Below are 24,937 nucleotides of genomic sequence, written 5' to 3'. Positions count from 1 at the left end.
ACGAAAAACGGCCGGTGCGGGACCGGCCGTTTCCCGAAAAGTGGAGTTAGCGCATCGAGCCGCCAGTGCGGGCGCTACCGTTGACGTTCGCCGGCGGTGCATCTACCGAGCCGGAGGCGCCAGCATCGACCCCGCTGCGCCCTGGCGCCGCGCCGACCGTACCCTTTGCCGATCCTTTCGGATGAACCTTCTGGGTATGCGCGGATCCGGACGCTCCTGCGCTGCCACGGATGCTGTCGTTCTGCTGTACTTGACCCTGGGGTGAGAGCTGCTGGGCCTGGGCACCGGCAACCCCGGCAACTCCAAAGGCTGTGATAGCGGCGGCGGCGACGAGAAGTCTGACGTTCATTGAAAGCTCCATCTGGTTTGGTGGAGCGGCGATCGTGTGCTGGCGTTCTTCGTTTTTTTTAGGTGATTGCTAGGTGTTGTTGCGACAAAAACGTGTTTGCCTCTGTTCTTGCGCCGTGTTGCCTGAAACTCCTCGAAAATGTTAATCGAGACCAGTGCTCATAGGAGGATACGATGGGACTACTCGTGATGATTGCTGGCCTTGTTCTGTCCCTCGGCGTGCATCTCGCCGCGACACGACGCGAGTTTCGCGCACGCTTGATCTCGTCCTATGGCGAAGGACCATACAAGATCGGGTTTTCGCTCATATCAGCGGTTGGTGTCGCGCTGACCCTCTGGGGATTTTTGGACTATCGCGCCACCGGCTGGATCGACGTCTGGCATCCGCCGCGCGTGATGAAGCACATCGCCGAAGCGCTGATCCTGCCCTCCATCATTCTTGTGGTCGCGTCCTATATCCGTGGTCGCATCTATGCAAAGCTGAAGCATCCGATGCTAGCAGGGATCAAGTTGTGGGCGACGGCGCATCTGCTCTCCAACGGTGATCTCGGCTCGATGATCCTGTTCGGATCGATCCTGGCGTGGGCGGTTATCGACCGCATTTCACTCAAGCACCGCACTGATCCCAGCGGCTTGCAGATTCCGGTCGGCGGGGTTCGCAACGACGTGATCGCGGTCGTCGTCGGCACCGTAGTCTATTTCGCGCTCGGCGTTCTCTTCCATCCGCATGTTGTCGGCGTTCCCGTCTTCGGAGCCTGAGATGTCGGTCCAGTCGACCATCAGGCGCAGGACAGCACCCGACATTCGGGCTCGCAAGAACGGCGATCCGATCGTGATGCTGACCTCGTATCATGCTCATACCGCTGCACTGGTCGATCGTCATTGCGACATCATTCTGGTCGGTGACAGTTTGGGCAATGTGATGCACGGTTTCGAGACCACCGTGCCGGTCACGCTCGACATGATGATCTTGCAGGGCCGCGCGGTGATGCGCGGGTCGCAACAAGCATTGGTCGTGGTAGACATGCCGTTCGGTTCCTATGAGGCTTCCAAGGAGCAGGCGTTTCATTCCGCCGCGCGCCTTCTCAAGGAGACGCTTTGCGGCGCGGTGAAGCTCGAAGGCGGCGTGAAGATGGCGGAAACCATCGCGTTTCTCACCGCGCGCGGTGTTCCTGTGATGGGGCATGTCGGCCTGACGCCGCAATCGATCAACACGCTCGGCTCGTTTCGTGCGCAGGGACGCGAAGAAGGAACGTGGCAGCCGATCGAGGACGATGCGCGTGCCGTGGCGGAGGCGGGCGCGTTCTCCATGGTGATCGAAGCGGTGGCGGAGCCGTTGGCGCGCAAGATCACGGAAACGGTGGCGATCCCGACGATCGGCATCGGCGCCAGTCCCGCCTGCGACGGCCAGGTGCTGGTGTTGGAGGATATGCTCGGCTTGTCGCCGCGAGCGCCGAAATTTGTCCGGCGTTATGGCGAACTCGGCCCAATGATCGAGGCCGCGATCGAAGGCTATGCACGCGACGTGCGCAGCCGCGCCTTTCCCGGCCCCGAGCACGTTTATGCGATGAAGCCGAAGAGCTAGATCGCCATGGTCCGGTTCGAACTCCCCATCAACTTTATGATCGCTTGACTAGAATTTTATTGTTGTATCAACTATTGCGAGAACACGCTATCCGTGCGAAGTAACGCCCACCGCTCGTTTGCGGTGTGTCAACAACAACATGACAGCCCTAAATGGCTGTGCGTTCGGAGCACAGATGCGAACCCTTATTCTGGCCCTCGTCCTCCTGAATTTTCCTCTCGCCACCTCATCCTTTGCCGACGAGTCTGGTCCGGTATTCGTTGACCAAGGCTCAGCTTGGGATATGCCCAGCCGCACCGATTTCTACACGCGCGATCAAGGTTCGCGCCTCATTCCGTTGGCGTGGCTCAAGGCGCTCAAGCAATCTGACGGGGCTCCCTTTCTTTCCGGCGGGCTGACACGATACGGATACTTGCCGGCGCTCGATGCTTCGCAGGAACTTCCTGTCGGTTTTTATGCATCAGGCCCGACGGGCGCGAAGGTTGTCGGGATGACGTGCTCCGCCTGTCACACCCGCCAGATCAAGGTCGCAGAACGGCAGTATCGTATCGATGGCGGGCCGGCGCTCGTCGATTTCCAAACGTTCTTAAGCGATCTCGATAAGGCGATGGCGCGGGCAACGTCCGACGATGCCGCGTTCAATGCATTTGCAGCGTCTGTCCTCCAGACGGCCAAGCCCGATAGCAATAAAGTCGCTGCGCTGCGGAGCGACGTCGATGCTTGGTACGTGCGATACCACACCATCATTGATCGATCTCTTCCGAACCCCGCCTGGGGATTGGGGCGCCTCGATGCAGTCGGCATGATCTTCAATCGCGTGACGGGGTTGGGCATCGGCCCGGAGCCGACATTTTTGATCCCCGAAAACATTCACAGAGCCGATGCGCCGGTACGTTATCCTTTTCTCTGGAACGCGCCCAAACAGGACAAGACGCAGTGGCCGGGATTCGCCGATAACGGGAGCGATATCCTCGGGCTGGCTCGGAATGTTGGCGAAGTGATGGGCGTGTTCGGCAACTTTCAGCCGACGCACGATGGCCTGTTTATCGACTTCCTGAACAATAATTCGGTGAATTTTGACGGGCTGCAAAAGCTTGAGGATCTGGCAAAGAAAATCGGGCCGCCGAAATGGCCATGGTCCGTCGACACCGCGCTGGCGGCCAAGGGCAAAACGATCTTTGAACGGTCGGCGGCTGACGGCGGCTGCCAGGAATGCCATGGCCAAAAAGCCGGCACGGAGCGTTTTCCATTTCAGCAGACCTGGGCGACGCCAATTCAGAACGTCGGGACGGACACGCGTGAATACGATATCCTGGGATGGACGGCCAAATCGGGAGTCCTGAATGGTGCTTACATTCCGTTCGCGACCAAGCCTCTGAAAGAAACCGACCTCGCATTCAACATCCTTTCGACCTCGGTGATCGGCACGATCGGAGAGCACGTCCTGAGCTTTTCGAAAGGCACCCCACCACGAGCCCTTGGTGTTTCTGCCAAGCCCGAGGTCACGCAGGGCGCGTCCGAGCCCGTCGATGCCACTCGACTCCCAACAGTCTTGCAGGACTTGCCGGGTGCATTCAGGTTTCCCGACGCCGCTGCAACTCCTGAAACCCGTCTTCGACTCGACATGGATGCTGGAAGCTCAAGCTCGAAAACGGACGCTGCAACCCCAACGCCCCCGAAGGGCGCCTATGAATCGCGAGTTCTCTACGGCATATGGGCGGCCGCTCCGTACCTGCACAATGGCTCGGTCGCGAGTCTTGCCGAGTTGCTCAAGCCTGCAAGCCAACGGCAGCAGCGTTTTGCGATCGGTCCCGACTATGACGTGAATAACATTGGCATTTCTTCAAATCAGGCCCAGGCCGGCAATGTTCGCGAAACAACCGGTTGCGACGATCTGAACTCAGGCAACAGCCGTTGCGGTCACGAATTTGGGACGAGCCTGCCGGATGCTGACAAGAAAGCTCTTCTCGAATATCTGAAAACGCTTTGACGGCTGGCCTGCTTTGCTATTGGCCAGCGCAAGCTCGTAACCGTTTCCACCTGTGCAACGGATCGCTCGTTTGATAATCGGGTGTCCCTGCTGTTCCGAAGCCGAAGTTGCCACTACGCTCCTTCGGATTCGGGACAGAAGATCAGGAAGTTGACCTGAAAGCTTGCGTTACATCGGCGGGTTAGAGCGTTTTCGTGCGAAGGGGATGCCTGTTCGCGTGAAGAAAACGCGTCAAGACAAAAATTAAAGCCATTCCGGCTCGGATAGTTCAAGACCGGAATTGCTTTAGCCGATCGGACTCGCTTTTGCCTTGTCGGTGCCATATCGCTACGATATCGCGGTCGCTATTGGTGGGGGCGCGCGCGGCGCGGCGCTGTGGTTTGGGGAAGCGGGGATAGTAGTAAGTGACTGAGATATTTAGTGAAATTGACGATGAACTGCGTCGCGAGCAGGTTCAGAGAATTTGGAGCCGCTATTCGGCGCTAATCATTGCCGCCATCATTCTCGTGATTGCCGCTGTCGGCGGTTGGCGTGGATACCAATATCTCCAGACCCAGAAGGCCGCCGAGGCCAGTTCGACCTTTGAAGCGGCGGCTGCGCTGGCCGATCAAAACAAGCATGCCGAAGCGGAAGCGGCTTTCACCAAACTGGCGGAGGCCGCACCGCCCGGATATCGTAATCTGTCGCGGCTTCGCGCCGCTGCTGAAGCCGCCAAGCATAACGTCAATGCAGCGGTGAAACTTTATGATGCGATTGCCGCCGACAGCGGGTTCAGCAGCGCCGAGCGTGATCTTTCGCGGGTGCGCGCCGCCGGATTGCTGGTGGACACCGAAACCTACAACAACATGCTGCAGCGGCTCGAGCCGACGACTGCGCCCGAGGCGACCTTTCGCCATACCGCGCGCGAGCTTTTGGCGTTATCCGCTTGGCGCAACGACGACACCACGGCTGCAAGGAAGTGGCTCGACATGATCAGCGAGGACGGCCAGACGCCGTCCAGCCTGCGCAACCGCGCCGAAGCCCTGCAAGCTTTGCTGCCGCCGGTTGCGAAGAGCTGAGCAGGTTTGTCGAACTCAAGCTTGAACGAGAACCGTCGATGCGCCGCTCGCAACGTCTATTGACTTTCGCTGTTCTGATTTCGCTGTGCGGCGTGCTGGCTGGTTGCGGTAGTGGCGGCCTGAACAATTGGGATCCGTCCGATTTGCTCGGCTTCCTCGATACGAAGAAGAAGATGCAGGGTAACCGCCAGCCGGTTTTCCCGGGTGGCGTTCCGGGCATCGAGCAAGGCGTGCCGAAGGATCTTTACAAGAGCGACGGCGAGCTTCAGCAAGCTCAGCCTGCCACGACACCGGCGCCGGAATCGGGGCGGGCGCGACAACAGGGCGCAGCAAACGGCTCGTCCGGTGGCGCTGAGGCCGCCGCCGCTGATGCCGGCACTGCCGCCGCCGCGCCAAGCAAGCCCAAGCGTCTCGTTCATCGGCGGGCCACGTCCCTGCCAAAGGAAGACTCTCCGTCGACGCAGCAGGCTGCGCCGCCGCCGCCTGTCGCACAACAGACCGAGCCGGCAGCGTCGCCATTCCCGGCACCGATGCCCAGCGGCAGCTTCTCGCGCTGACAGCGGTATCGGCGCTGCTGAAACACTGGTATTGAGACGCCGCCCGGAACGGGCGCGGAGCGTCGATGCCCTTCACCATTGCCATCATAGGCCGACCCAATGTCGGCAAGTCGACCCTGTTCAACCGTCTGGTCGGGCAGAAGCTGGCGCTGGTTGATGACGAGCCAGGCGTGACGCGTGATCGCCGCGAAGGACAGGCTCGGCTCGGCGACCTCGATTTCACGGTGATCGACACCGCTGGTCTCGATGAAGGTCCGCGCGGCTCGCTGACGGCGCGAATGCAGGAGCAGACCGAAGCTGCGATTGCAGCTGCCGATGCCCTCATGTTCGTATTCGATGCGCGTGCGGGACTCACGCCGACCGATCGTTCGTTCGCCGATTTCGCGCGCCGCGCCAACAAGCCGGTTGTGCTCGTCGCCAACAAGAGCGAGGGCAGGCACGGGGACGCCGGTGCTCTGGAATCCTATGCGCTGGGCCTTGGCGATCCGATCGGGGTGTCCGCCGAGCACGGCGAGGGAATGAGCGATCTGTATGACGCGCTGCGTGCCGTTATGCCGGAGCCAGCCGAAGAAGCCGAGGAATTCGACGATGACGACATCATCGAGTCCGACGATATCTCGCAGCGGCCGATCCGCGTGGCGATTGTCGGGCGCCCCAATGCCGGCAAATCGACACTGATCAATTATCTGCTTGGGGAAGAGCGGCTGCTGACCAGCTCCGAAGCCGGCACCACGCGGGATTCCATTTCGGTCGAACTGGACTGGAAGGGGCGCGATTTTCGTATCTTCGACACCGCCGGGTTGCGGCGCAGGTCGCGGATCGAGGAGAAGCTCGAGAAACTGTCGGTGGCGGATACGTTGCGCGCCGTCAGGTTCGCCGAAGTCGTCGTGCTGATGATGGATGTGCAGAACAAATTCGAGGAGCAGGATCTCCGCATCGCCGACCTGATTGAACGTGAAGGCCGCGCCCTGGTGATTGCCGTCAACAAATGGGATCTGATGGATCGGGGATCAGGCCGGATCGCGTCGCTGCGCACCGATGCAGATCACTGGCTGCCGCAGGTCAAGGGCGCGCCGATTGTCGCGGTCTCCGGCCTGACGGGCGACGGGATCGACGGCCTGATGACGGCGATTCAAAGCGCCTACGCCGTCTGGAATCGTCGTGTGCCGACCGCGGCGCTCAATCGCTGGTTCGAGCAGGCGGTCGATGCCAACCCGCCGCCAGCGGTTTCGGGTCGGCGATTGAAACTCAACTATGCAACCCAGGCCAAGGCGCGGCCGCCGAGTTTCATTGTATTCTGTTCGCGGGCGGACGCGGTTCCGGAATTCTATCTGCGCTATCTCGTCAACAGCCTGCGCGGCTTTTTCGATCTCCCCGGCACGCCGATCCGCGTCACGCTTCGCGAAAAAGCTAATCCGTTCGCGCATAAGCGCAAGCGCAAGTCATAGCGCGCACCGCTAATCGATTTGTCGATCAGAATTGCCAGAAACAGGACGCCGTCAGCGGCTGCAAGGAGGCTGTGCACGCTGCAGAAGATGCGCTCTGTAATTCTCCAACAAGTCGGCGGCCAACCCGGCCGGAGTCCGGCAATCGCCGTCGGCCTTTTCGTCGGACGGCGAGTTCTTGAGGGTAAACGCGCGTATCACGCGCTCGACAACGGCTTGCATCGACAGCTCCTGACCCGCCCGACACCATCCATCGCGTACTTCCAGTCATTTGTGAGGCGGCCGTCCCAAATGATTCAATACGCCGGCGCTGGCGGAACGCGACCGATGGCGGCCAATCGTCGGTGCGCCTATAGCGATTTTGAGCGAAGTGCAAGCCGGTTCGCGGGAAGCAACGCGTTAAATCAAAATCATGGAGCTCCGCTTCTGATTCCCATCTGAAGCGGAACGGCTCTAGGCCGGCGGCGAGCCGAAGCTCATAACCTCGTGGCTGGCGTAGTCGTAGAGTTTTCCGGTCTCGTTCCAGGAGGGAAGGCACATCGGTATAATGAGATCCGCAACCTGTTCCGGCGTGTCCAGCGTCATGGGGTCCTCGCCGGGGAACACTGTGGCGCGCATCCGGGTCCGGATCGGTCCCGGATCGAACAGGTTGACGCGGAGCGGAGTCGAGGCGGTCTCGTTTGCCCAGCATCGCACCAGCGTGTCCAGCGCCGCCTTCGAGGCTGCATAGGGGCCGCGATAGGCGTTGGCCTCGCCAGCAGCGCTGGCGGTAACGAATACTGCGCGTCCGGCATCCGATTGCTGCAGCAACGGTTCCATGCAGCGGATCAATTGAAAATTCGCGGTGACGTTGATCGCCATCACGTCCTGCCATGGCTTCATTTCGATGTGGCCGAGCGGGGAGGATGGACCGGCGATGCCCGCATTGCCGACGAGGATATCGAGTTTGCCGTGACGCTCGTTCAGGGCCGCGCCGAGCCGTGCGATTCCATCGAAGTCGGTGAGATTGAGCGGCACCAGTGTCGCGTTGCCGCCGTCCTTGCGGATGTCGTCGTCGAGTTCTTCGAGCCCGCCTTGCGTGCGCGCAACCGCAATGACATGCGCGCCGGCTTTGGCAAGCGCGCGTGCGGTGGCATAGCCGATGCCGCGCGAGGCGCCGCTGACGAGCGCTATGCGGGAGGCGAGCGGTTGTGTCATGGACGGATGCTTTTATGCTAGGATTGGAAGAGCTCGAGTTTTCTGTGTCTTATGCCTGAATTATCTGGCGAAGCCAAAGGGCAATGGCGACCGATGCCGGCCGCCGACGGTTACAGTAACGCGGCGGCCTTCATGGTCGGGTGGTTCTAGGCCGAAGGTTTGTCGATGGATGTGTCCTCGGAACGGATTGTCGACCTCTACGAACGGCACGCACGTGCCTTCGATCGAGAGCGCGGCAGGAGCCTGTTCGAACGAGGTTGGCTTGACCGATTTCGTGCGGTCGCGGGCGCCGGAGTGGCCATTCTGGATGTAGGTTGCGGATCGGGTGAGCCGATCGCTCGCGCGCTCATCGAGGCCGGGCACAACATCACCGGCATCGATTCGGCAGAAACGATGATCGCAATTTGCCGGGAGCGCTTCCCGACGCAATCGTGGGTGGTTGCCGACATGCGGAGTCTCGCCCTCCGCCGCCGGTTTAGCGGCATTCTCGCGTGGGACAGCTTTTTCCATCTCACACAGGCCGATCAGCGGGCGATGTTTGCAATCTTTGCCGCGCATGCTGCGGAAGGATGCGCGCTAATGTTCACCAGCGGCCCGCGTGCGGGCGAAGCGATCGGAACGTATCAGGGGGAGGCGCTGTACCACGCGAGTCTTGATCCCCACGAATATCGGACTGTGCTGCAGGCTAACGGATTCGATGTCGTCGACCACGTTGCCGAAGATGCAGCATGCGGTGGCCACACCATATGGTTGGCACGATCAGATGGGAGCGGTGCCGGCGCTTGCTAGCTCGATCCGGTCAGCTCGCTTCCGCGAGCAGCGACAACTGATGGGGTTGCGGTTCCACGTCAGTATGGTCGGTAAGGTTGGTCGGATAGGCGCCAGTAAAGCAGTGATCGGAATATTTCGGGTTCGCCGGATCGCGTCCGGGTTCGCCCATGGCGCGGTACATGCCGTCGATGGAGAGGAAGGCAAGCGAATCCGCGCCGATCATGTCACGCATCTGCTCAAGGCTGTGGGTCGCGGCCAATAGTCCGCTCCGGTCAGGCAGGTCGATGCCGTAGTAATCGGGATGGATGATCGGCGGCGAGGCCAGGCGGAAGTGCACCTCCGTGGCTCCGGCATCGCGCATCATGCGAACGATCTTTCTTGAAGTCGTGCCGCGCACCAGCGAGTCGTCGATCAGGATGATGCGTTTGCCGGCGATCGCGGCGCGGTTGGCGGAATGCTTCATCCGGACGCCAAGTTCGCGGACGCTTTGGGCCGGCTGGATAAACGTGCGGCCGACATAATGGTTTCTGATGATCCCGAGTTCGTACGGCACCCCGGAAAACTGGCTGTAGCCAAGGGCGGCAGGCACGCCGGAATCGGGCACCGGTACCACGACATCGACCTCGGCGTGACTCTCACGGGCCAGTTGTGCCCCGAACGCCTTGCGAACTTCGTAGACCGAACGGCCTTCGACGATCGAATCGGGCCGTGAAAAATAGATGTATTCGAAGATGCACGGCCTTGGCGGCATCGGCGGAAAGGGCTTGTGGATTTCGGTCTGGACGGTGCCATCGACACGATGGAACACGATGACTTCGCCGGGTTCGATGTCACGGACATACTTTGCGCCGATGATATCGAGCGCACAGGTTTCCGAGGTAAGGATCGGACAACCGTCGAGTTCGCCGAGCACGAGCGGACGGATGCCCCGCGGATCACGCGTTCCGACCAGCTTCTTGTTAGTCAGCGACACCAGCGCATAGGCACCCTCGAGAGCCCGAAGCGCTTCGATATAGCGCTCGATGAAGCGGCCGCGCCTTGACTGCGCAACCAGATGAAGGATGGCCTCGGTGTCGGTGGTCGATTGCATCAACGCGCCGCGGCCTACCAATTCGCGACGCAGCGTCAGTCCGTTGGTGAGGTTACCGTTGTGGGCAACGGCGAATCCGCCTGCGTTGAGTTCGGCGAACAGCGGTTGCACATTCCGCAGGATGGTGCCCCCGGTGGTGGAGTAGCGGGTGTGGCCGACAGCGGCGCTGCCGGGGAGACGTTCGATTACCTCGCGGCGGGAGAAGGCGTCACCGACAAGTCCGAGCCGGCGTTCAGAGTGAAAGCGGTGGCCATCGAAGGTCACGATGCCGGCCGCTTCCTGGCCGCGATGCTGGAGTGCGTGAAGGCCAAGCGCAGTGATCGCTGCGGCTTCTGGATGGCCGAAGATGCCGAACACGCCGCATTCCTCACGGAGCATGTCGCCGTCAAGATCGAAATCAGGTTCGGGATCGTGCGAGGACGCGTCGCTGGATAGGCTCTGCTGACAGTCCATTGCGCCTCACTATTCGGTCGGACCTGAATAAGTCGTGAACGTCAAGTCCGCGTTCTAACTACTGTTCCGCCGGTTTGCCGTCGATCAGCTTTTGCAGGCCGTCTCGGGCAGGTTTGGAATAGCCCTCGGAACCCGGTGACGCAGGTTCCGCATCCGGCTGCTCCTCTTCGGGCTTATTCTTCTTGAGCTTGTTTAAAATGGTGTTCTCGGGATCGTCCGGCAAGAGCGACTGTAGCCAGACGCCAGTGGAATTGAGCACCGTGAGCGATTTTGCCGCCGTGACCCAATCGGGCCGCTGCTTGTCCGGAACCAGCCAGGTGAAAAACAGGAAGGCAACGACGACGATCAACAGACCCCGCGCCAGTCCGAACAGGAAACCAAGGGTGCGGTCGAGCGCGCCGATCCTGGAATCGAGGACCATGTCGGAAATGCGTGTCGTGATGAGGGAAATCACGATCAAGGTGCCGATGAAAACGCCGCCGATGACGGCGGCAGCCGCGATCGTATCGTTATTAATATAATTCTTGGCGAACGGCAGGAGCTTCTGGAACGAGTAAAGGGTCGCCAGCGCGGCTATGCCCCAAGAGGCAATCGACAGGATTTCGCGCATGAAGCCGCGTATCATCGCCAGCAGCCCCGAAATCAGCATTACGGCTAGCAGTACGAGGTCGAGGATGGTTATCGGCATCGGCTGGTCAGGTCCGCTCGTAAAATCTCAAACCACGAATCGTTGGTTATTGCTGGTCCCGCAGACGATCATACAGCGCGTCCAGCAGAGACGATTTCTCACAAAACTGTCATTGGCCTTGCGGCCGCCGAATGTATAGCGGCGGGCGGTCGCGAGGTCACGCCGCTTTAGCCGTCCTGACGACGGAATCGGGCAGGTGTGGCATTTTTCTCCGGATCGGTGGCCTTGCCGGAGCGGCTTTGTCCGCGCGCTGCGATATCCGCCACCAGCGTCGTCAATCCGGCGACGGTATTGAGCGACAGGCCAGCATCGCCGCCGACGTCTCCACGGGTCGATTCCGGCAGCACGGCACGTCCGAATCCGAGCTTGGCGGCTTCTTTCAGTCGTGCCGAGGTTTGGGCCACCGGTCTGACCGCGCCAGACAGCGAAATCTCGCCGAAATAGACCGCGTCGGTCGGGAGTTGGGCGTTTGTCAGCGAAGACACGAGCGCCGCAGCCGCAGCAAGATCGGCGGCCGGCTCGTTGATCCGCAGACCACCCGCCACATTGAAATAAACGTCGTGACCCGAGAGCTTGACCCCGCAGTGAGCTTCGAGAACCGCCAGCACCATGGACAGCCGGCTCGAATCCCAACCGACGACGGCGCGTCGCGGTGTGCCGAGCGAGGTCGGCGCCACCAATGCCTGTAGTTCCACCAGCACCGGCCTGGTGCCCTCGATGCCCGCGAAGACCGCCGTGCCCGGACTACCGAGATCACGTTCCGACAGGAACAGTTCGGACGGATTGGAGACCTCGCGCAAGCCGAGTCCTGTCATCTCGAAGACGCCGATCTCGTCGGTGGGGCCGAACCGGTTCTTCACCGCTCGCAGAATACGGAATTGTTGAGAGCCTTCACCTTCGAACGACAGCACGGCGTCGACCATGTGCTCGACCACGCGGGGGCCAGCGATCTGGCCGTCCTTGGTGACGTGGCCCACCAGAATCAGCGCCGCCCCGGACTTTTTTGCGAAACGAATGAGGGCCTGCGCCGAAGTGCGCACCTGGGTTACGGTTCCCGGCGCAGATTCCACCGTGTCGGTCCACATGGTCTGGATCGAGTCGATCACCACGAGGCGCGGCACCGTACCTTCGGACAGCGTGGCGACGATATCCTCAACAGAGGTTTCCGCTGCCAGTTGCACCGGTGCGTCGGCAAGCCCAAGGCGTTCGGCGCGCAATCGCACCTGCGCGACCGCTTCCTCACCGGAGATATAGACGGCGCGATGGCCGGCGCGCGCCAGCAGGCTCGTCGCTTGCGTGAGTAAAGTCGATTTGCCGATCCCCGGGTCGCCGCCGACCAGCAGAACCGAGCCGCGGACAAACCCGCCGCCGGTCACGCGATCGAGCTCAGTCATGCCGGAGGAAAGGCGCGGCGCATCCTGCGTCTGGCCCGTCAGCGTTTCCAGTGTGAACAATCGGCCCTTGCGCTTGGAGCGGATGCTGACCGGCATAGTCGTCGCGCCGGTTATGTCCTCCTCGGCCAGCGTATTCCACTCGCCGCAAGCGTCGCACTTGCCCTGCCAGCGATTATACGCCGCGCCGCAGTTCTGGCAGACGAAGGAGAGGGCGGATTTGGGCATTCTGTGATCGACGCCAGGTTCACGACTCGGCTGGGCCGCCCTTGTAGATTCGGTTGTAGCGGCCGCCCAGGCTGGTCAGCACCTCGTAACCGATGGTGCCGAAATGATGCGCAAGTTCGTTCACGGTGATGCCTTCGCCAATGAGCGTCGCCAGATGGCCGCGCCGCACTCCCGCGTGAGACGGCAGGTCGGTGATGTCGACCGCCAACAGGTCCATGGAAATCCGGCCTGCCACCGGGCATCGCGTTCCGGCGATAACGACGTCGGCCCCGCGCGTACCGTCACTGCTGCCGCCGGCACGGAAATATCCGTCGGCGTATCCCGCCGAGACAACGGCAAGCCGCGTCGGCCGCCGCGCGGTCCACGTCGCGCCGTAGCCGACGCTTTCGCCTTTGTCGATAGAGCGGGTTTGCAAGATCCGTGCCTTCAACTCGACCACCGGCTGCATCGGATTGGTGGCTTCCGGCGTGGGGTTGACGCCGTAGAGCGCGGCGCCCGGACGAACCAAGTCAAATTGATATTGTGGCCCGAGAAAAATACCAGACGAGTTCGCCAGCGAAGACGGAACGCCGGAAAACAGCCTAGCGGTCTCCCGAAACGCCGCGACCTGACTGGCATTGAGAGGATGATGGAGGCTTTCCGCGCACGCCAGATGACTCATCACCAGCGTGATACCATGATCGCCAGCGTCGATCCTTGGAAGGATGCCTTGCGCTTCATCGATGGTGAGACCGAGGCGGTTCATGCCGGTGTCGATGTGGATGGCCGCGCCGCCCGCCCAGCCGGTACGGCGGCAAAACACGTCCCATTCCGCAAGTTCGTTGAGATCGCCGATCACGGGGCGGCAATTGATTGTCGCGAAAGCGTCACCGCAATTCTGAAAGAAGCCGTCCAGCACATAGATGTCGGCCCCGGCCGCGGCGGCACGCACCACGCGCGCCTCATCGAGCGTGGCAACGAAAAACGTTTTGCATCCGGCGGCGCTCAGCGCGCGCACCACGGGTCGGGCTCCACAGCCGTAAGCGTCGGCCTTGACCACCCCCGCACATTCGGCGGGCACCGCGGTCTTTTCGAGCTTGCGCCAGTTGGCGACTATGGCGTCCAGATCGACGGTGAGGGTGCCGATCGCCGCAGCCGTCGCAATAGCCGCGCCGGCATCGGCGGGCACGCTGCTGGAGGTCATTTTGGAATCGGGCATGAGATTCATGCCGCATGGTACGCTCGGCTGTGCGGCGGTTCAACAGCGCGAGTCGTATGCTTGGAAAGACTGTAAATCGAGCCTGTTCATATTGTAGCGCGCCGCATCGTGAGGCGATTGTCGGAACCGACGCTAGATGCGTTCGGGCAGGTGACCGTCATGCGCGAGATCACTGAAGCGGGTGAACTGGCCTTCGAACTGTAGTTCGACGGTGCCGGTCGGCCCATGGCGCTGCTTGCCGATGATGACTTCGGCTTTGCCGTGCACCAGATGCATCTCGAGTTGCCATTTCTCATGTTCAGGTGTGCCGGGCCGAGGCTCCTTGTTCTGGAGGTAATATTCTTCGCGATAGACGAACATCACGACATCGGCGTCCTGTTCGATCGAGCCGGATTCGCGCAAATCTGAGAGTTGCGGGCGCTTGTCGTCGCGATTTTCGACCTGACGGGACAGCTGCGACAGCGCGATGATCGGAACGTTCAGCTCCTTCGCCAGCGCTTTCAGGCTGGTGGTGATTTCGGTGACTTCCTGCACGCGGTTGTCGCTGCGCTTGCCGCTACCCAGCAGAAGCTGGATGTAGTCGATCACCAAGACGTCGAGCCCTCTCTGCCGCTTCAGACGGCGGGCGCGCGCGGTCAGTTGTGAAATCGAAAGGCCGCCGGTTTCGTCGACGAAGAGCGGCAGGTGCTCCAGCTCGATGGTGTGATCGCGGATCTTCTCGAAATCGTTTTCAGTGATGCCGCCGCGCCGAATATTGCTCGAGGGAATGCAGGTCTGCTCGGCGAGAATACGAGTCGCCAGTTGCTCCGCCGACATTTCGCAGGAGAAGAAGCCCACGATGCCGCCATTGACGGTCTTCATCGTGCCGTCAGGCTGAAGCTCCGACTCATGACTCTTGGCAATGTTGTAGGCGATGTTGGTCGCGAGCGCGGTCTTGCCCATGCCCGGCCTGCCGGCCACGATGATCAGGTCGGACTGCTGCAATCCGCCCATTTTCGAGTCGAGATCGCGCAGGCCCGTCGCGATGCCGGAAAGCTTTCCATCGCGGCGGTAGGCGTTGGCCGCCATGTCGAGTGCGATCTTCATCGCCTGCGAGAATTTCTGGAAGCCGCCTTCATAGCGGCCGGATTCGGCCAGCTCGTAGAGTCGGCGCTCGGCGTCCTCAATCTGTGCTCGCGGCGCGAAATCGACCGGCGCGTCGTAGGCGACGTTGACCATATCCTCGCCGATGTGAATCAGGTCACGGCGTAGCGCCTGCTCATAGATTGTGCGTCCGTAATGCAGGGCGTTGATGATCGTGGTCGCTTCCGCCGCCAGACGGGCGAGATACTGACTTACGGTCATTCCGCCGATATCGGTTTCAGCGGGAACGAACGTTTTGACCGTGACAGGCGTTGCGATCTTGCCAGCGCGGATCAGGCTGCCTGCGGTCTCAAAGATGGTCCGATGCATCGGGTGGAAGAAGTGCTTCGGCTCAAGGAAATCCGAAACCCTGTAAAATGCGTCGTTGTTGACCAGAATGGCGCCGAGAAGGCCGCACTCCGCTTCGATGTTGTGCGGCGGGGTGCGATAGGCTGGTGTCGTCGCGTCAGGCGCAAGCTTCACGATGTTCGAATCAGCCATGGCTTTCAGATTCTGACCTGGATTATTTGTGGGATACAGGCCCCGCATAAAGCGCCGCTCCAGTGGACGGCGAAAGCAAGGTCTTGCCCTTTATGCCCGATTCCCACATGACCTTGAATGAAACTTGAGTCGAAAATGCAACGAACTTGACTGTCGCCTGCGACAAATCTCCGCCCGACTCGCCGAGCCGGGATGAGGCTCAAAAATGAAACTTTGAACGGATGACGGAGCGACTTCGCATATCGGCCTTCGAAACTGAAATTTCCCGATTTGAGGCGGCTCATTTCGCTGGCGATTTGAAACCGCGGCCGCTGTTTTTGCTCAAGATTGCGCAGTTTCGCTTCCCCACAATGGATATAATCGCGCGTCGTGGGTACGGTGCCTTGCCGTTTCGTGATCTGAACTTGGAAATTCATCAGGTTCTGCTTCCGGAACGACATTTCCGATGCCGCCAAATAGAACTCCCACATGCGCCCGAACCGCTCATCGTAGAGCCACACGGCTTCTTCGCGTCTCGCCATGAAGCGCTCGCGCCACGCCTTCAGCGTCTCTGCATAGTGCAGACGCAGGATTTCGATGTCGCAGACGAGCAGTCCGGCGCCCTCGATGGCTGACAGGACTTCGGACAGCGCGGGGATGTAGCCGCCCGGAAAGATGTACTTCGCGATCCAGGGATTGGTAATGCCCGGGCCTTCGGAACGGCCGATCGAATGCAGCAGCATTATGCCGTCGGGTTCAAGCAGCTCGGCGCAACGTCTGAAAAAGGTATCGTAGTGGTGGACGCCGACATGCTCGAACATCCCGACAGATACGATGCGATCGAACGATCCGGGAATATCGCGATAATCCTGGAGTAGGAATTTCGTCGACCGCGTCATGTTGTTCTCAGCCGCGCGGGCTTTCGACACCTGAAGTTGTTCGGTCGAAAGCGTGATGCCGGTGACGTTGGCGCCAGTCATTTCCGCGAGATAAAGGCTGAGGCCGCCCCAGCCCGAGCCGATATCGAGGACGTTGTGGCCGCGCTCGACCAGAATCTTGGCGGTGATATGCCGCTTCTTTGCAAGCTGGGCGTCGTCCAGCGTCATGTTCGGAGTTTCGAAATACGCGCAACTGTATTGTTTGTCGGCATCGAGAAACAGTGAGTAGAGACGGCCGTCGAGATCGTAATGGCGCGCGACATTGTTTCTTGACCGCCCGCGGGGATTGAATTGCTGAATGTTGCGGACCAGATAGCGGAGCCACCATTGCAGCCTCGACCAGCGCGGCATGATGTCGGGCTGGTCGAGGATGATCGCCAGGACGTCAACAATCGATCCCCGTTCGACGAGCAATGTGCCATCGGTGTAGGCTTCGCCGAAGGACATTTCGGGATCCAGTAGAAGCTGGCGCGCCGTTTCCCTCGTGGTCAGGCGCACCCGAACCGGTTCCCCGGTGCCATCACCGCAAGTGAAGGTCATGCCGCTCGCGGTTACGAATGTGATCGAGCCGCGCCGGATAAATTGGTTCAGAAAAAACCGTAACAAACGGTCCATCGAAACCACCATCATCACCAGGACGCATCAGCCGCCGTAACGTCTGGGAATGGCGTCCAAGTTCCATCAGCAATAAGAATAATGTCGCGGAAGCCGGTTCACCAATGTTCTGATCGCAAGGCCGATATCCGGAATCGAGCTGCAGTCATGTGTGTACATCCATCTCGACGCTTCCATTCGCAGCATAATGAGCTAAAAGGTGTGCCGCCGCGGCGGCAGCGCAATTTCCGTACCCGGAGGATGAGAATGTCGAGCCGAGCGCTCAGTTTAGCAACGATGCTTGTGATCGTTGTTTTCGCGGGTGATGCCGGAGCGCAAAATCTCGAGGCAGGAAAGTCGGCGGCCCAGATGTTTTCGGGGAACTGCGCCTCCTGCCACAAAGCGGTGCGCGGGCTGCTCAGGACGGTGCCGCCCGGATCGTTGCCAGGCTTCCTGCGCCAGCATTATACCACCGGCCCCGACATGGCCGGGATGCTTAGTGCCTATCTGATTTCCAGAGGTGCGACCGATCAGCGGTCCCGCCCTGAACGACCCAGGTTATCTCCGGGTGATGTGAGACCGGAACCGAGGCAGGCGGAGGGACAGGGCAGGAGGCCGCTTCCCCAGGCGGTGCAGCCCGATCCTTCCGCGCAGAATGAGCCACAGGCAGGTAAGGACCGGTATGGAAGGCGCATCATGCGGCCGGCCGGAGAGAATCCCGAGACTGCGAGACCGGCTTCGGAGGAGGCCAGCCAGCAGGATAGGCGGAAGCTTCGAGACAGGAAAAAGCTAAGCAAGCAAAGCAAGCCGGCCCCAGACGAATCGACGAAAGCCGGCGCCGCAGGGCAGGGAGCGTCTCCGAGCGATGCTGCGACGAAGCCCGACACGGCGAAGACTGAACCGTCCGACGTGACGCCAGCCAAGGAAAAAGAAGCGGTCAAGGAAGAACCAGCTAACGGACAGGCGCCCAAGGCACAGCCTGGCAAGAAAGAGGCGGCCGAAGAAAAGACGGTCAAGGACGAAGCACCAAAAACGGAGCCTGCCAAGGAACAGGCCGGCGAGAAACAGCCTGCTCTGGAGCAAGCCGCAAAGCCGCAAGCGGTCAAGCCGGAGGCATCGAAGCCTGATCCAGCCAAATCCGAGAGTGATAAGGCCGACGTCGGTAGAAGCGAAACGGGAAAACCTGGCGTTGATAAATCCGAAGCCGAGAAACCCAGCGCCGCAAGTAGCAAGGCGGACAGCACTCCGACCGATGCTGTGCCTTTCGGTGAACCCAAAGCGGTGCCTTTGCGCGCCGATCCCGTTCCGGCGGTGACGCCTGCGCCGAAGGTCGGCAAGAGCGAAGCTCTGCCGCCGTCGGAGGCAGCGAGCTCCACGCTGGCGCCAGCTCCCTCCGACTCTGCCACCGTATCGTCGCCATCGACCTCCGCAGCGCCGTCGCCATCAGCTTTGCCTAAGACGGAGCCGGCATCGCCGCCATTGGAGCCCGCCGCTTCTTGGTCCGCGCCGCCGCCATCGGCTCCCGTCCAGTAGTCGCTTTGAAGACGTTACAATCGCTGCAACTTCGAATCGAGTCGAACAGACCGTCAGATCGTTGATACCAAACCGCCGCCATGGCGCTCCAGTCGTCCGGCCAGTTCCAGTTCAAGCAGGACCGTGCGCACGACGGCCGGTGGGGCATCCGCCATCCGAATCAGATCGTCGAGTCCAATCGGTGCGGGACCAAGCAAGGCGACGATGCGCGCACGGTCGCTTGCGGCAGGCTCTTCGGTCCAGGTGCTGCCGTGCTCCGGTTCTTCAGCGGGTAGATCGACCGGCCGTCTCATGATCGGCCGGACGGCATTGATGACGTCGGATGCCTCGGTAATTAGAGTCGCGCCCTGCTTGATAAGATCGTTAGTGCCGGCGGCACGAGGATCGAGCGGCGAGCCCGGCACGGCGAAAACCTCGCGGCCTTGCTCGGCAGCGATGCGGGCGGTGATCAGCGAGCCAGATCGATGCGCGGCCTCGACCACGACAACACCGATGGCGGCGCCCGAGATCAGGCGGTTGCGTCGCGGAAAATCACGGGCTCGTGGCACATGTCCCATCGGCATTTCAGAAATCGCGCCGCCTCCTTCCAATATTGCCGCTAGCAGGTCCTCATGCTCCGACGGATAGATACGGTCGTGGCCACCGGCAAGCACTGCGACAGTGCCGCGTGCCAGGCTTGCACGATGCGCCGCCTGATCGATGCCGCGTGCCAGTCCCGATACGATGACGAAACCAGCATCGCCGAGATGATGCGCCAGCGTTTGCGCGAACTTGTGACCGGCGCCGGATGCATTGCGTGAGCCGACGATCGCGATCATGGGACGCTCCATGACATCGAAGTTGCCGCGCACACCAAGCAGCGGCGGCGCGTCGTCGATCATTGCAAGGTGCGGGGGATAGCCGGCCTCTCCTGGCGCTAGCAAACTTACGCCGATCCGCCGGGCAGCCGCCAACTCGTTCCGCGCCTCGGTTTCCGCACAAAGCCGGCCGGGACGCGAAGCTCCGCCACGTCGCGCCAGATCGGGTAGCCGGATGAGGGCCTCATGGGCGCTGCCGAAATGGTTCACGAGGGAACGAAAGGTCCGAGGCCCGACGTTTTCGGACCGGATCAGCCGCAGCCAATCGATCCGCTGCGCTTCGTTCAGCCGCCTGTCTGGATTCCGGATGTCCACGCCTGCCCCCAAAGCTAGAGCGTTTTCGAGCGAAGTGGATACCGGTTCGCGTGAAGAAAACGCGTCAAAACAACAAACTGGAGCTCGCTCCCAATCAAGTAAAAAGCGGAAATGCTCCAGGTGAGCTTTGCCCAAGTTGTCGCGAGGGAGCAACCTTGGATGCGGCGTTGATCAATTTGATCCCAGAACGCCGTTACGCTTTCGCGCCGATCCTGCCTTCGCTGCCCGCGAAAAGACGCCGGATGTTGTCGCGGTGTTTAAACCACAACAGCACGGTCAGCACCGCAAACAGCAGCACCAGCTGCGGGTGTCCGAGCCACCACAACAGCAGCGGCGTGAGGAGACTGGCGATGAGTGCCGACAGTGACGAGTAGCGTGTCGTGAACGCCACGAGCAGCCAGATCGCGCAGAAGGCGAGCGCTGTCGCCCAGCACAGGCCGAGCAGCACTCCGATATAGGTTGCGACGCCCTTGCCGCCATGGAATTTCAGCCACACTGGAAAAAGGTGGCCGAGAAACGCACCGAGTGCCGCAGCCATGGCGGCCGCAGGCCCCCATAGCGATCCTGCAACAAGTACGGCGGCAGTGCCCTTGAGCATATCTCCAACAAGCGTTGCCGCGGCGAGTCGCTTGTGTCCGGTCCGCAGCACGTTGGTTGCACCGATATTGCCGGAGCCGACCGAACGCAGATCTTGCGTTCCGGCGATCCGCGTCAAAATCATCCCGAACGGGACTGAGCCGAACAGGTAGCCGAAGACGAAGGCGATCACGGCAATGATGGACGAAGACATCGTGAGGGACTCCGGGCTTCACTTCGCAGATGTAAACCATAGATCGGCGTCATCGCGCCATAACCGACATGTCAAAATAGAGCATGAGGTTCGCGTCCATCCGCCTGCGCAGCGCGTGTTCCTTGGTTCGGATACCCTCGCTGCCCGCCGTTATTGTGGCGTCAGACGTGTTCGAAAACCGTGCGTCCGCCGACGATTGTGCGGACGACACGGCCCAGGAAGCGCGACTCGTCAAATGGCGTATTCTTGCATTGCGATTTGAGATCGGCGGGATCGAGAATCCAGGGGACGTCAGGATCGATCACGATCACATCGGCGGGGGCGCCCGGTTGTAATGATCCGCCCGGCAAACCCAGCAATTCTGCGGGCCGCGTCGACATTGCCCGGATCAGGGTTTTGATATCGAGTTCCCCGTTGTGTACAAGCCGCAGCGCCGCCGTCAGCATGGTTTCTAACCCTATCGCGCCGGACATAGCTTCCGCGAAAGGCAGGCGCTTGGTTTCCACGTCCTGCGGGTTATGGTCGGACATCACCACATCGATCAGGCCTGACGCCAGCGCTGCGACCAGCGCGCGGCGGTCGTCCTCGCCGCGCAGTGGTGGCGACAACTTCAGAAACGTGCGGTATGGACCGATATCGTTTTCATTCAGAGTTAGATGATTGATTGATGCGGACGCGGTGACAGGAAGTCCGGCCTCGCGCGCGCGATTGAGAATATCGAGAGATTCCGCGCAGGTGAGCGACGCCGCGTGGTAACGGCCGCCGGTGAGTCCCACGAGCCGCATGTCGCGCTCCAGCACCACTGCCTCTGCGGCCTTCGGAGCGCCCGTCAATCCGAGACGGGCAGATAGCTCGCCTTCATTCATGACGCCTTCGCCGACCAAAAAGGCATCTTCGGTGTGATGGACGATCAGCGCGTCGAAATCGCGGGCATAGGTGAGGGCGCGGCGCATCACCCCGGCGTTCATCACGCTGCGGGCACCATCGGTGAAGGCGACCGCGCCTGCCTCCTTCAATAGGCCGATCTCGGTCATTTCCTTGCCGGAAAGACCCTTGGTCAGCGCCGCCATCGGATGAATGTTGACGATCGCGGTGTCCCGCGCGCGGCGCAGCACGAAATCGACGGTTGCGGAATTGTCGATCGCCGGCGAGGTGTCAGGCTGACAGACAATGGTGGTGATCCCGCCGGCGGCGGCGGCGCGGCTTGCGGATGCAAAGGTTTCGCGATGGCCGGCGCCCGGCTCCCCGACGAAAGCGCGTATGTCGATCAGGCCTGGCGCGACGATCTTGCCGGCACAGTCGATGATGTCGGTGCCTTCGGGCACGCCTGCGGCGCCGATGCCGTGGCGTGCGTCACGAACGACCCCGTCAGTGATGAGCACGTCCCCAGGACCATCGAGATCGAGGGCAGGGTCGACGATGCGAGCGTTGGCGAGCAGGATGGGGCGGGAACCGCTTAGCATGTGCTGCACCTTCGCAAATCGAGAGCGCTCGCTAATGCTCGCCGTGCAAATCGGCTGGAACGGTCGGGTTCATGCATTCGGCAGATTCCTCGCCAGCGCCTCCAGCACTGCCATCCGCACCGCTACGCCCATTTCCACTTGTTCGCGGATCAGAGACTGCGTGCCGTCCGCGACGATTGAATCAATCTCTACGCCGCGATTCATCGGCCCCGGATGCATGACCAGCGCGTCAGGTTTGGCGTATGCGAGCTTTTTCTGATCGAGGCCGTAATAATGGAAATACTCGGAGCTCGACGGCACGAACGAGCCGCTCATCCGTTCGCGTTGCAGCCGGAGCATCATCACGATGTCTGCGCCGTCCAGCCCCTCGCGCATGTCGCGGGCGACTTCGACGCCCATGCGCTCGATGCCCGGCGGCAGCAGCGTGGAGGGTGCAACGACGCGGACGCGCGCGCCCATGGCGTTGAGCAGGATGATATTGGAGCGCGCGACACGCGAGTGGAGCACGTCGCCGCAAATCGCGACCAGAAGTCCTTCCAGCCGTCCTTTGTTGCGGCGGATGGTCAGGGCATCCAACAGCGCCTGGGTCGGATGTTCGTGGGCGCCATCGCCGGCATTGATGACGGAACCGTCAACCTTGCGCGCCAGAAGCTCCACCGCGCCGGAAGCTGAATGGCGCATCACCAGAATGTCCGGGTGCATGGCATTGAGTGTCATCGCGGTATCGACCAGCGTCTCGCCCTTGCGAGTCGACATTGACGATACCGACATATTCATCACGTCGGCGCCGAGCCGCTTGCCGGCGATCTCGAACGAAGATTGGGTGCGGGTCGAAGCCTCGAAGAACAGGTTGATCTGGGTACGTCCGCGCAAGGAGGTTCGTTTCTTGTCCACCTGGCGGTTCAATTCGACGTATTCTTCGGAAAGGTCGAGGAGGCCGGTAATGTCGGCGACGGAAAGGCCCTCGATGCCCAGCAGATGCCGGTGTCCGAGGACAAAGCTCGATTTGGTTGACGATGTCATTAAAGCCAGAGCTATAGGCAGAGTTTCCCCGTCGAGCAAGGCCGAACAGCGCGCAGGCGGGTTATCCCCCGCCGAAGCGGAGGTCACGGTAAATGAAGTGGAGCCCGTCGGCGTGAACTCGCCGCGGTTCCGGCATAAAGTCGCATGGGCATCAGCGCCGGCGGAGGTGGTTCATGACGCAACCATTCAGGACGCACGAGGTCTTCAACCAGTCGCCGCCGTTCGAGGACGTCGATCTATTTACGCTCGACCGTCCGTTGGCGGAGGCGGCAGCTGCGAACGGCGGAGCCACAGCCCGTGACGAAATGGAGGCGTTCGGAAAGCATTGGGGCTCGGCAGCGATGGCCGCGCGCGGCCGTCTGGCCAACGAGAACCCGCCGAAGCTGCGACTGTTCGATGCGCGCGGTAACCGGCGCGACGAGGTCGAATTCCATCCATCCTATCACGAACTGATGGCGAACAGCGCTCATGCCGGTCTCCACAATTCCACCTGGACGGCCGAGGGCAAACCCGCGGCCGGCGCGGCGGAAGTGGTGCGCGCGGCAAAATTCTATATGGCTGCGCAGGTCGAGACCGGACATCTCTGTCCGATCACCATGACCCGCGCCTCAGTGGCGGCGCTCGCGGCGCAGCCGGACATGCTGGCGAAAGCGATGCCGGTGATTGCGACCCGCAGCTACGACCCGTCGGTTGCGCCGTGGTGGACCAAGCGCGGCATCACCCTGGGCATGGGCATGACCGAGAAGCAGGGCGGCACCGACGTGTCCATCAACCAGACCCGTGCTGTCCGCGATGGCGACGCCTATCGTATCACCGGTCACAAGTGGTTCATGTCGGCGCCGATGTGCGATGCGTTCCTGGTGCTGGCGCAGGCGGATGGCGGACTGACATGCTTTTTCATGCCACGCTTCCGTCCAGACGGCTCGGTCAACACGATTCATTTCCAGCGGCTGAAGGACAAGCTCGGCAATCGCTCCAATGCTTCGTCCGAAGTGGAATTTATCGAGGCTTATGCCCGGCGTGTCGGTGACGAAGGAAACGGTATTCGCACCATCATCCAGATGGTGCAGTTAACACGGCAGGATTGCGCCATCGCCTCGGTAGGCTTGATGCGCTCGGGGCTGGCACATGCGCTGCATCACACACGTCATCGCAGCGTGTTCCAGAAACGTCTCGTCGATCAGCCCTTGATGCATGCGGTTCTTGCCGATATGGCGCTACATGTGGAAGCGTCGTTGGCATTGGTGATGCGGCTGTGTCGCGCGTGCGATGAAGCCCCATCTAACCCGAAAGCGGCGACATGGATGCGGCTTTTGACGCCCGCGGTGAAATATTGGATCTGCAAGAGCTTGCCGGGCTTTCTGTATGAGGCGATGGAGTGTCTTGGGGGAAACGGCTATGTCGAGGAGAATATTCTGCCTCGCCACTATCGCGAGGCGCCGGTAAACGCGATCTGGGAAGGGTCCGGAAACGTGATGTGCCTCGACGTGCTGCGGGCGCTGGCCCACGAAGGCGAGGCGGCTGTCGCCGTGCTCGAAGACTTCGTGGTGGATACCAATGGTTTGCCCGGTGCGGCGGAAGCGGTAGCATTTCTTGCCAAGACTTTCCGTCGGCCCGACTGTGAGCGCGTCGCGCGCCAGGCGGTGGAGACGCTCGCGCAACTGGCCGCGGTCGCGGCGCTCAACCGGACCTCGCCAAATCAGGCCGCGCTGTTTGCGACGACACGGCTCGGCGGCACGCATGGGCGCCTGTTCGGAACGGCTGAATTGTCCGCCGCCCAGAGCCGCGATCTGCTAGAGCGGGCGCTGCCGTGAATCGGGGGT

Annotated in this window: 21 protein-coding genes and 1 pseudogene; 9 read left to right on the top strand and 13 right to left on the bottom strand. The window is 61.2% G+C overall.

Going from position 1 to position 24,937, the window contains the following annotated elements:
- Positions 1–46 precede the first annotated feature (46 nt).
- Complete coding sequence (locus tag ACM561_RS10515) at positions 47–349, bottom strand: hypothetical protein (protein ID WP_425904926.1); 303 nt, start codon at positions 347–349, stop codon at positions 47–49.
- A 173-nt stretch (positions 350–522) separates the two neighbouring features.
- Between ACM561_RS10515 and ACM561_RS10510 the strand changes: the two genes are divergently transcribed.
- The 6 genes from ACM561_RS10510 to der all read left to right on the top strand — a co-directional run bounded on the left by ACM561_RS10510 (position 523) and on the right by der (position 6,986).
- Positions 523–1,107 carry an NnrU family protein gene (locus tag ACM561_RS10510; protein ID WP_425904925.1) on the top strand — a complete coding sequence of 195 codons (585 nt, stop codon included), beginning with the start codon at positions 523–525 and terminating at the stop codon, positions 1,105–1,107.
- Between the two features lies 1 nt (position 1,108).
- On the top strand, positions 1,109–1,933 hold the full coding sequence (panB, locus tag ACM561_RS10505) for a 3-methyl-2-oxobutanoate hydroxymethyltransferase (protein ID WP_425904924.1): 825 nt from the start codon (positions 1,109–1,111) through the stop codon (positions 1,931–1,933).
- A 175-nt stretch (positions 1,934–2,108) separates the two neighbouring features.
- Positions 2,109–3,923: a di-heme-cytochrome C peroxidase gene (locus tag ACM561_RS10500; protein WP_425904922.1), complete on the top strand. Its 1,815-nt coding sequence runs from the start codon at positions 2,109–2,111 to the stop codon at positions 3,921–3,923.
- Positions 3,924–4,327: 404 nt separating this feature from the next.
- Entirely contained in the window at positions 4,328–4,981 is a 654-nt protein-coding gene (locus ACM561_RS10495) for a tetratricopeptide repeat protein (RefSeq protein WP_425904920.1), read from the top strand.
- A gap of 38 nt (positions 4,982–5,019) precedes the next feature.
- The gene (locus ACM561_RS10490; protein WP_425904918.1) at positions 5,020–5,538 is read left to right on the top strand and encodes a hypothetical protein; all 519 of its coding nucleotides are present in this window, start codon (positions 5,020–5,022) and stop codon (positions 5,536–5,538) included.
- A gap of 65 nt (positions 5,539–5,603) precedes the next feature.
- The gene (der, locus tag ACM561_RS10485; protein ID WP_425904917.1) at positions 5,604–6,986 is read left to right on the top strand and encodes a ribosome biogenesis GTPase Der; all 1,383 of its coding nucleotides are present in this window, start codon (positions 5,604–5,606) and stop codon (positions 6,984–6,986) included.
- 51 nt (positions 6,987–7,037) lie between these two features.
- Here der and ACM561_RS10480 read toward each other — a convergent pair whose 3' ends face one another.
- Both ACM561_RS10480 and ACM561_RS10475 read right to left on the bottom strand, forming a co-directional pair.
- Positions 7,038–7,205: a hypothetical protein gene (locus tag ACM561_RS10480; protein ID WP_425904916.1), complete on the bottom strand. Its 168-nt coding sequence runs from the start codon at positions 7,203–7,205 to the stop codon at positions 7,038–7,040.
- Between the two features lie 231 nt (positions 7,206–7,436).
- The gene (locus tag ACM561_RS10475; protein WP_425904915.1) at positions 7,437–8,180 is read right to left on the bottom strand and encodes an SDR family NAD(P)-dependent oxidoreductase; all 744 of its coding nucleotides are present in this window, start codon (positions 8,178–8,180) and stop codon (positions 7,437–7,439) included.
- Positions 8,181–8,345: 165 nt separating this feature from the next.
- Here ACM561_RS10475 and ACM561_RS10470 point away from each other — a divergent pair, with 165 nt between their 5' ends.
- Complete coding sequence (locus tag ACM561_RS10470) at positions 8,346–8,969, top strand: class I SAM-dependent DNA methyltransferase (RefSeq protein WP_425904913.1); 624 nt, start codon at positions 8,346–8,348, stop codon at positions 8,967–8,969.
- A gap of 10 nt (positions 8,970–8,979) precedes the next feature.
- On the opposite strand, the gene purF is transcribed toward ACM561_RS10470, so the two are convergent.
- From purF to ACM561_RS10440, 6 genes and pseudogenes are all read right to left on the bottom strand, one after another.
- Positions 8,980–10,494, bottom strand: coding sequence for an amidophosphoribosyltransferase (purF, locus tag ACM561_RS10465; protein WP_425904912.1), 1,515 nt, complete (start codon positions 10,492–10,494; stop codon positions 8,980–8,982).
- Positions 10,495–10,552: 58 nt separating this feature from the next.
- On the bottom strand, positions 10,553–11,182 hold the full coding sequence (locus ACM561_RS10460; protein WP_079447101.1) for a CvpA family protein: 630 nt from the start codon (positions 11,180–11,182) through the stop codon (positions 10,553–10,555).
- A 167-nt stretch (positions 11,183–11,349) separates the two neighbouring features.
- Positions 11,350–12,801 carry a DNA repair protein RadA gene (radA, locus tag ACM561_RS10455; protein ID WP_425904910.1) on the bottom strand — a complete coding sequence of 484 codons (1,452 nt, stop codon included), beginning with the start codon at positions 12,799–12,801 and terminating at the stop codon, positions 11,350–11,352.
- A gap of 19 nt (positions 12,802–12,820) precedes the next feature.
- Positions 12,821–14,008, bottom strand: coding sequence for an alanine racemase (alr, locus tag ACM561_RS10450; protein ID WP_425904908.1), 1,188 nt, complete (start codon positions 14,006–14,008; stop codon positions 12,821–12,823).
- A 123-nt stretch (positions 14,009–14,131) separates the two neighbouring features.
- The gene (locus ACM561_RS10445; protein ID WP_425904906.1) at positions 14,132–15,622 is read right to left on the bottom strand and encodes a replicative DNA helicase; all 1,491 of its coding nucleotides are present in this window, start codon (positions 15,620–15,622) and stop codon (positions 14,132–14,134) included.
- A 284-nt stretch (positions 15,623–15,906) separates the two neighbouring features.
- Positions 15,907–17,154, bottom strand: a pseudogene (locus ACM561_RS10440) (class I SAM-dependent methyltransferase); the annotation flags it as partial.
- A gap of 675 nt (positions 17,155–17,829) precedes the next feature.
- Between ACM561_RS10440 and ACM561_RS10435 the strand changes: the two are divergent.
- Entirely contained in the window at positions 17,830–18,666 is an 837-nt protein-coding gene (locus tag ACM561_RS10435; protein WP_425904904.1) for a hypothetical protein, read from the top strand.
- A gap of 53 nt (positions 18,667–18,719) precedes the next feature.
- Here ACM561_RS10435 and dprA read toward each other — a convergent pair whose 3' ends face one another.
- The 4 genes from dprA to ACM561_RS10415 form a co-directional block, all read right to left on the bottom strand.
- Positions 18,720–19,838, bottom strand: coding sequence for a DNA-processing protein DprA (gene dprA, locus ACM561_RS10430; RefSeq protein WP_425904902.1), 1,119 nt, complete (start codon positions 19,836–19,838; stop codon positions 18,720–18,722).
- A 193-nt stretch (positions 19,839–20,031) separates the two neighbouring features.
- A complete protein-coding gene (gene plsY, locus ACM561_RS10425; RefSeq protein ID WP_425904901.1) occupies positions 20,032–20,628 on the bottom strand; it encodes a glycerol-3-phosphate 1-O-acyltransferase PlsY in 597 nt (198 codons plus the stop codon).
- Positions 20,629–20,789: 161 nt separating this feature from the next.
- A complete protein-coding gene (locus ACM561_RS10420) occupies positions 20,790–22,091 on the bottom strand; it encodes a dihydroorotase (RefSeq protein WP_425904899.1) in 1,302 nt (433 codons plus the stop codon).
- Between the two features lie 69 nt (positions 22,092–22,160).
- Positions 22,161–23,114 carry an aspartate carbamoyltransferase catalytic subunit gene (locus tag ACM561_RS10415; RefSeq protein ID WP_425904898.1) on the bottom strand — a complete coding sequence of 318 codons (954 nt, stop codon included), beginning with the start codon at positions 23,112–23,114 and terminating at the stop codon, positions 22,161–22,163.
- Positions 23,115–23,287: 173 nt separating this feature from the next.
- Between ACM561_RS10415 and ACM561_RS10410 the strand changes: the two genes are divergently transcribed.
- A complete protein-coding gene (locus tag ACM561_RS10410) occupies positions 23,288–24,928 on the top strand; it encodes an acyl-CoA dehydrogenase family protein (RefSeq protein ID WP_425904896.1) in 1,641 nt (546 codons plus the stop codon).
- Positions 24,929–24,937 lie beyond the last annotated feature (9 nt).

This window comes from Nitrobacter sp. TKz-YC02 (genome assembly GCF_049852135.1).
Classification (GTDB): domain Bacteria; phylum Pseudomonadota; class Alphaproteobacteria; order Rhizobiales; family Xanthobacteraceae; genus Nitrobacter; species Nitrobacter vulgaris.
The sequence above is the reverse complement of the archived record's forward strand: the minus strand, read 5'-3'. Positions and strand labels throughout refer to the sequence as shown.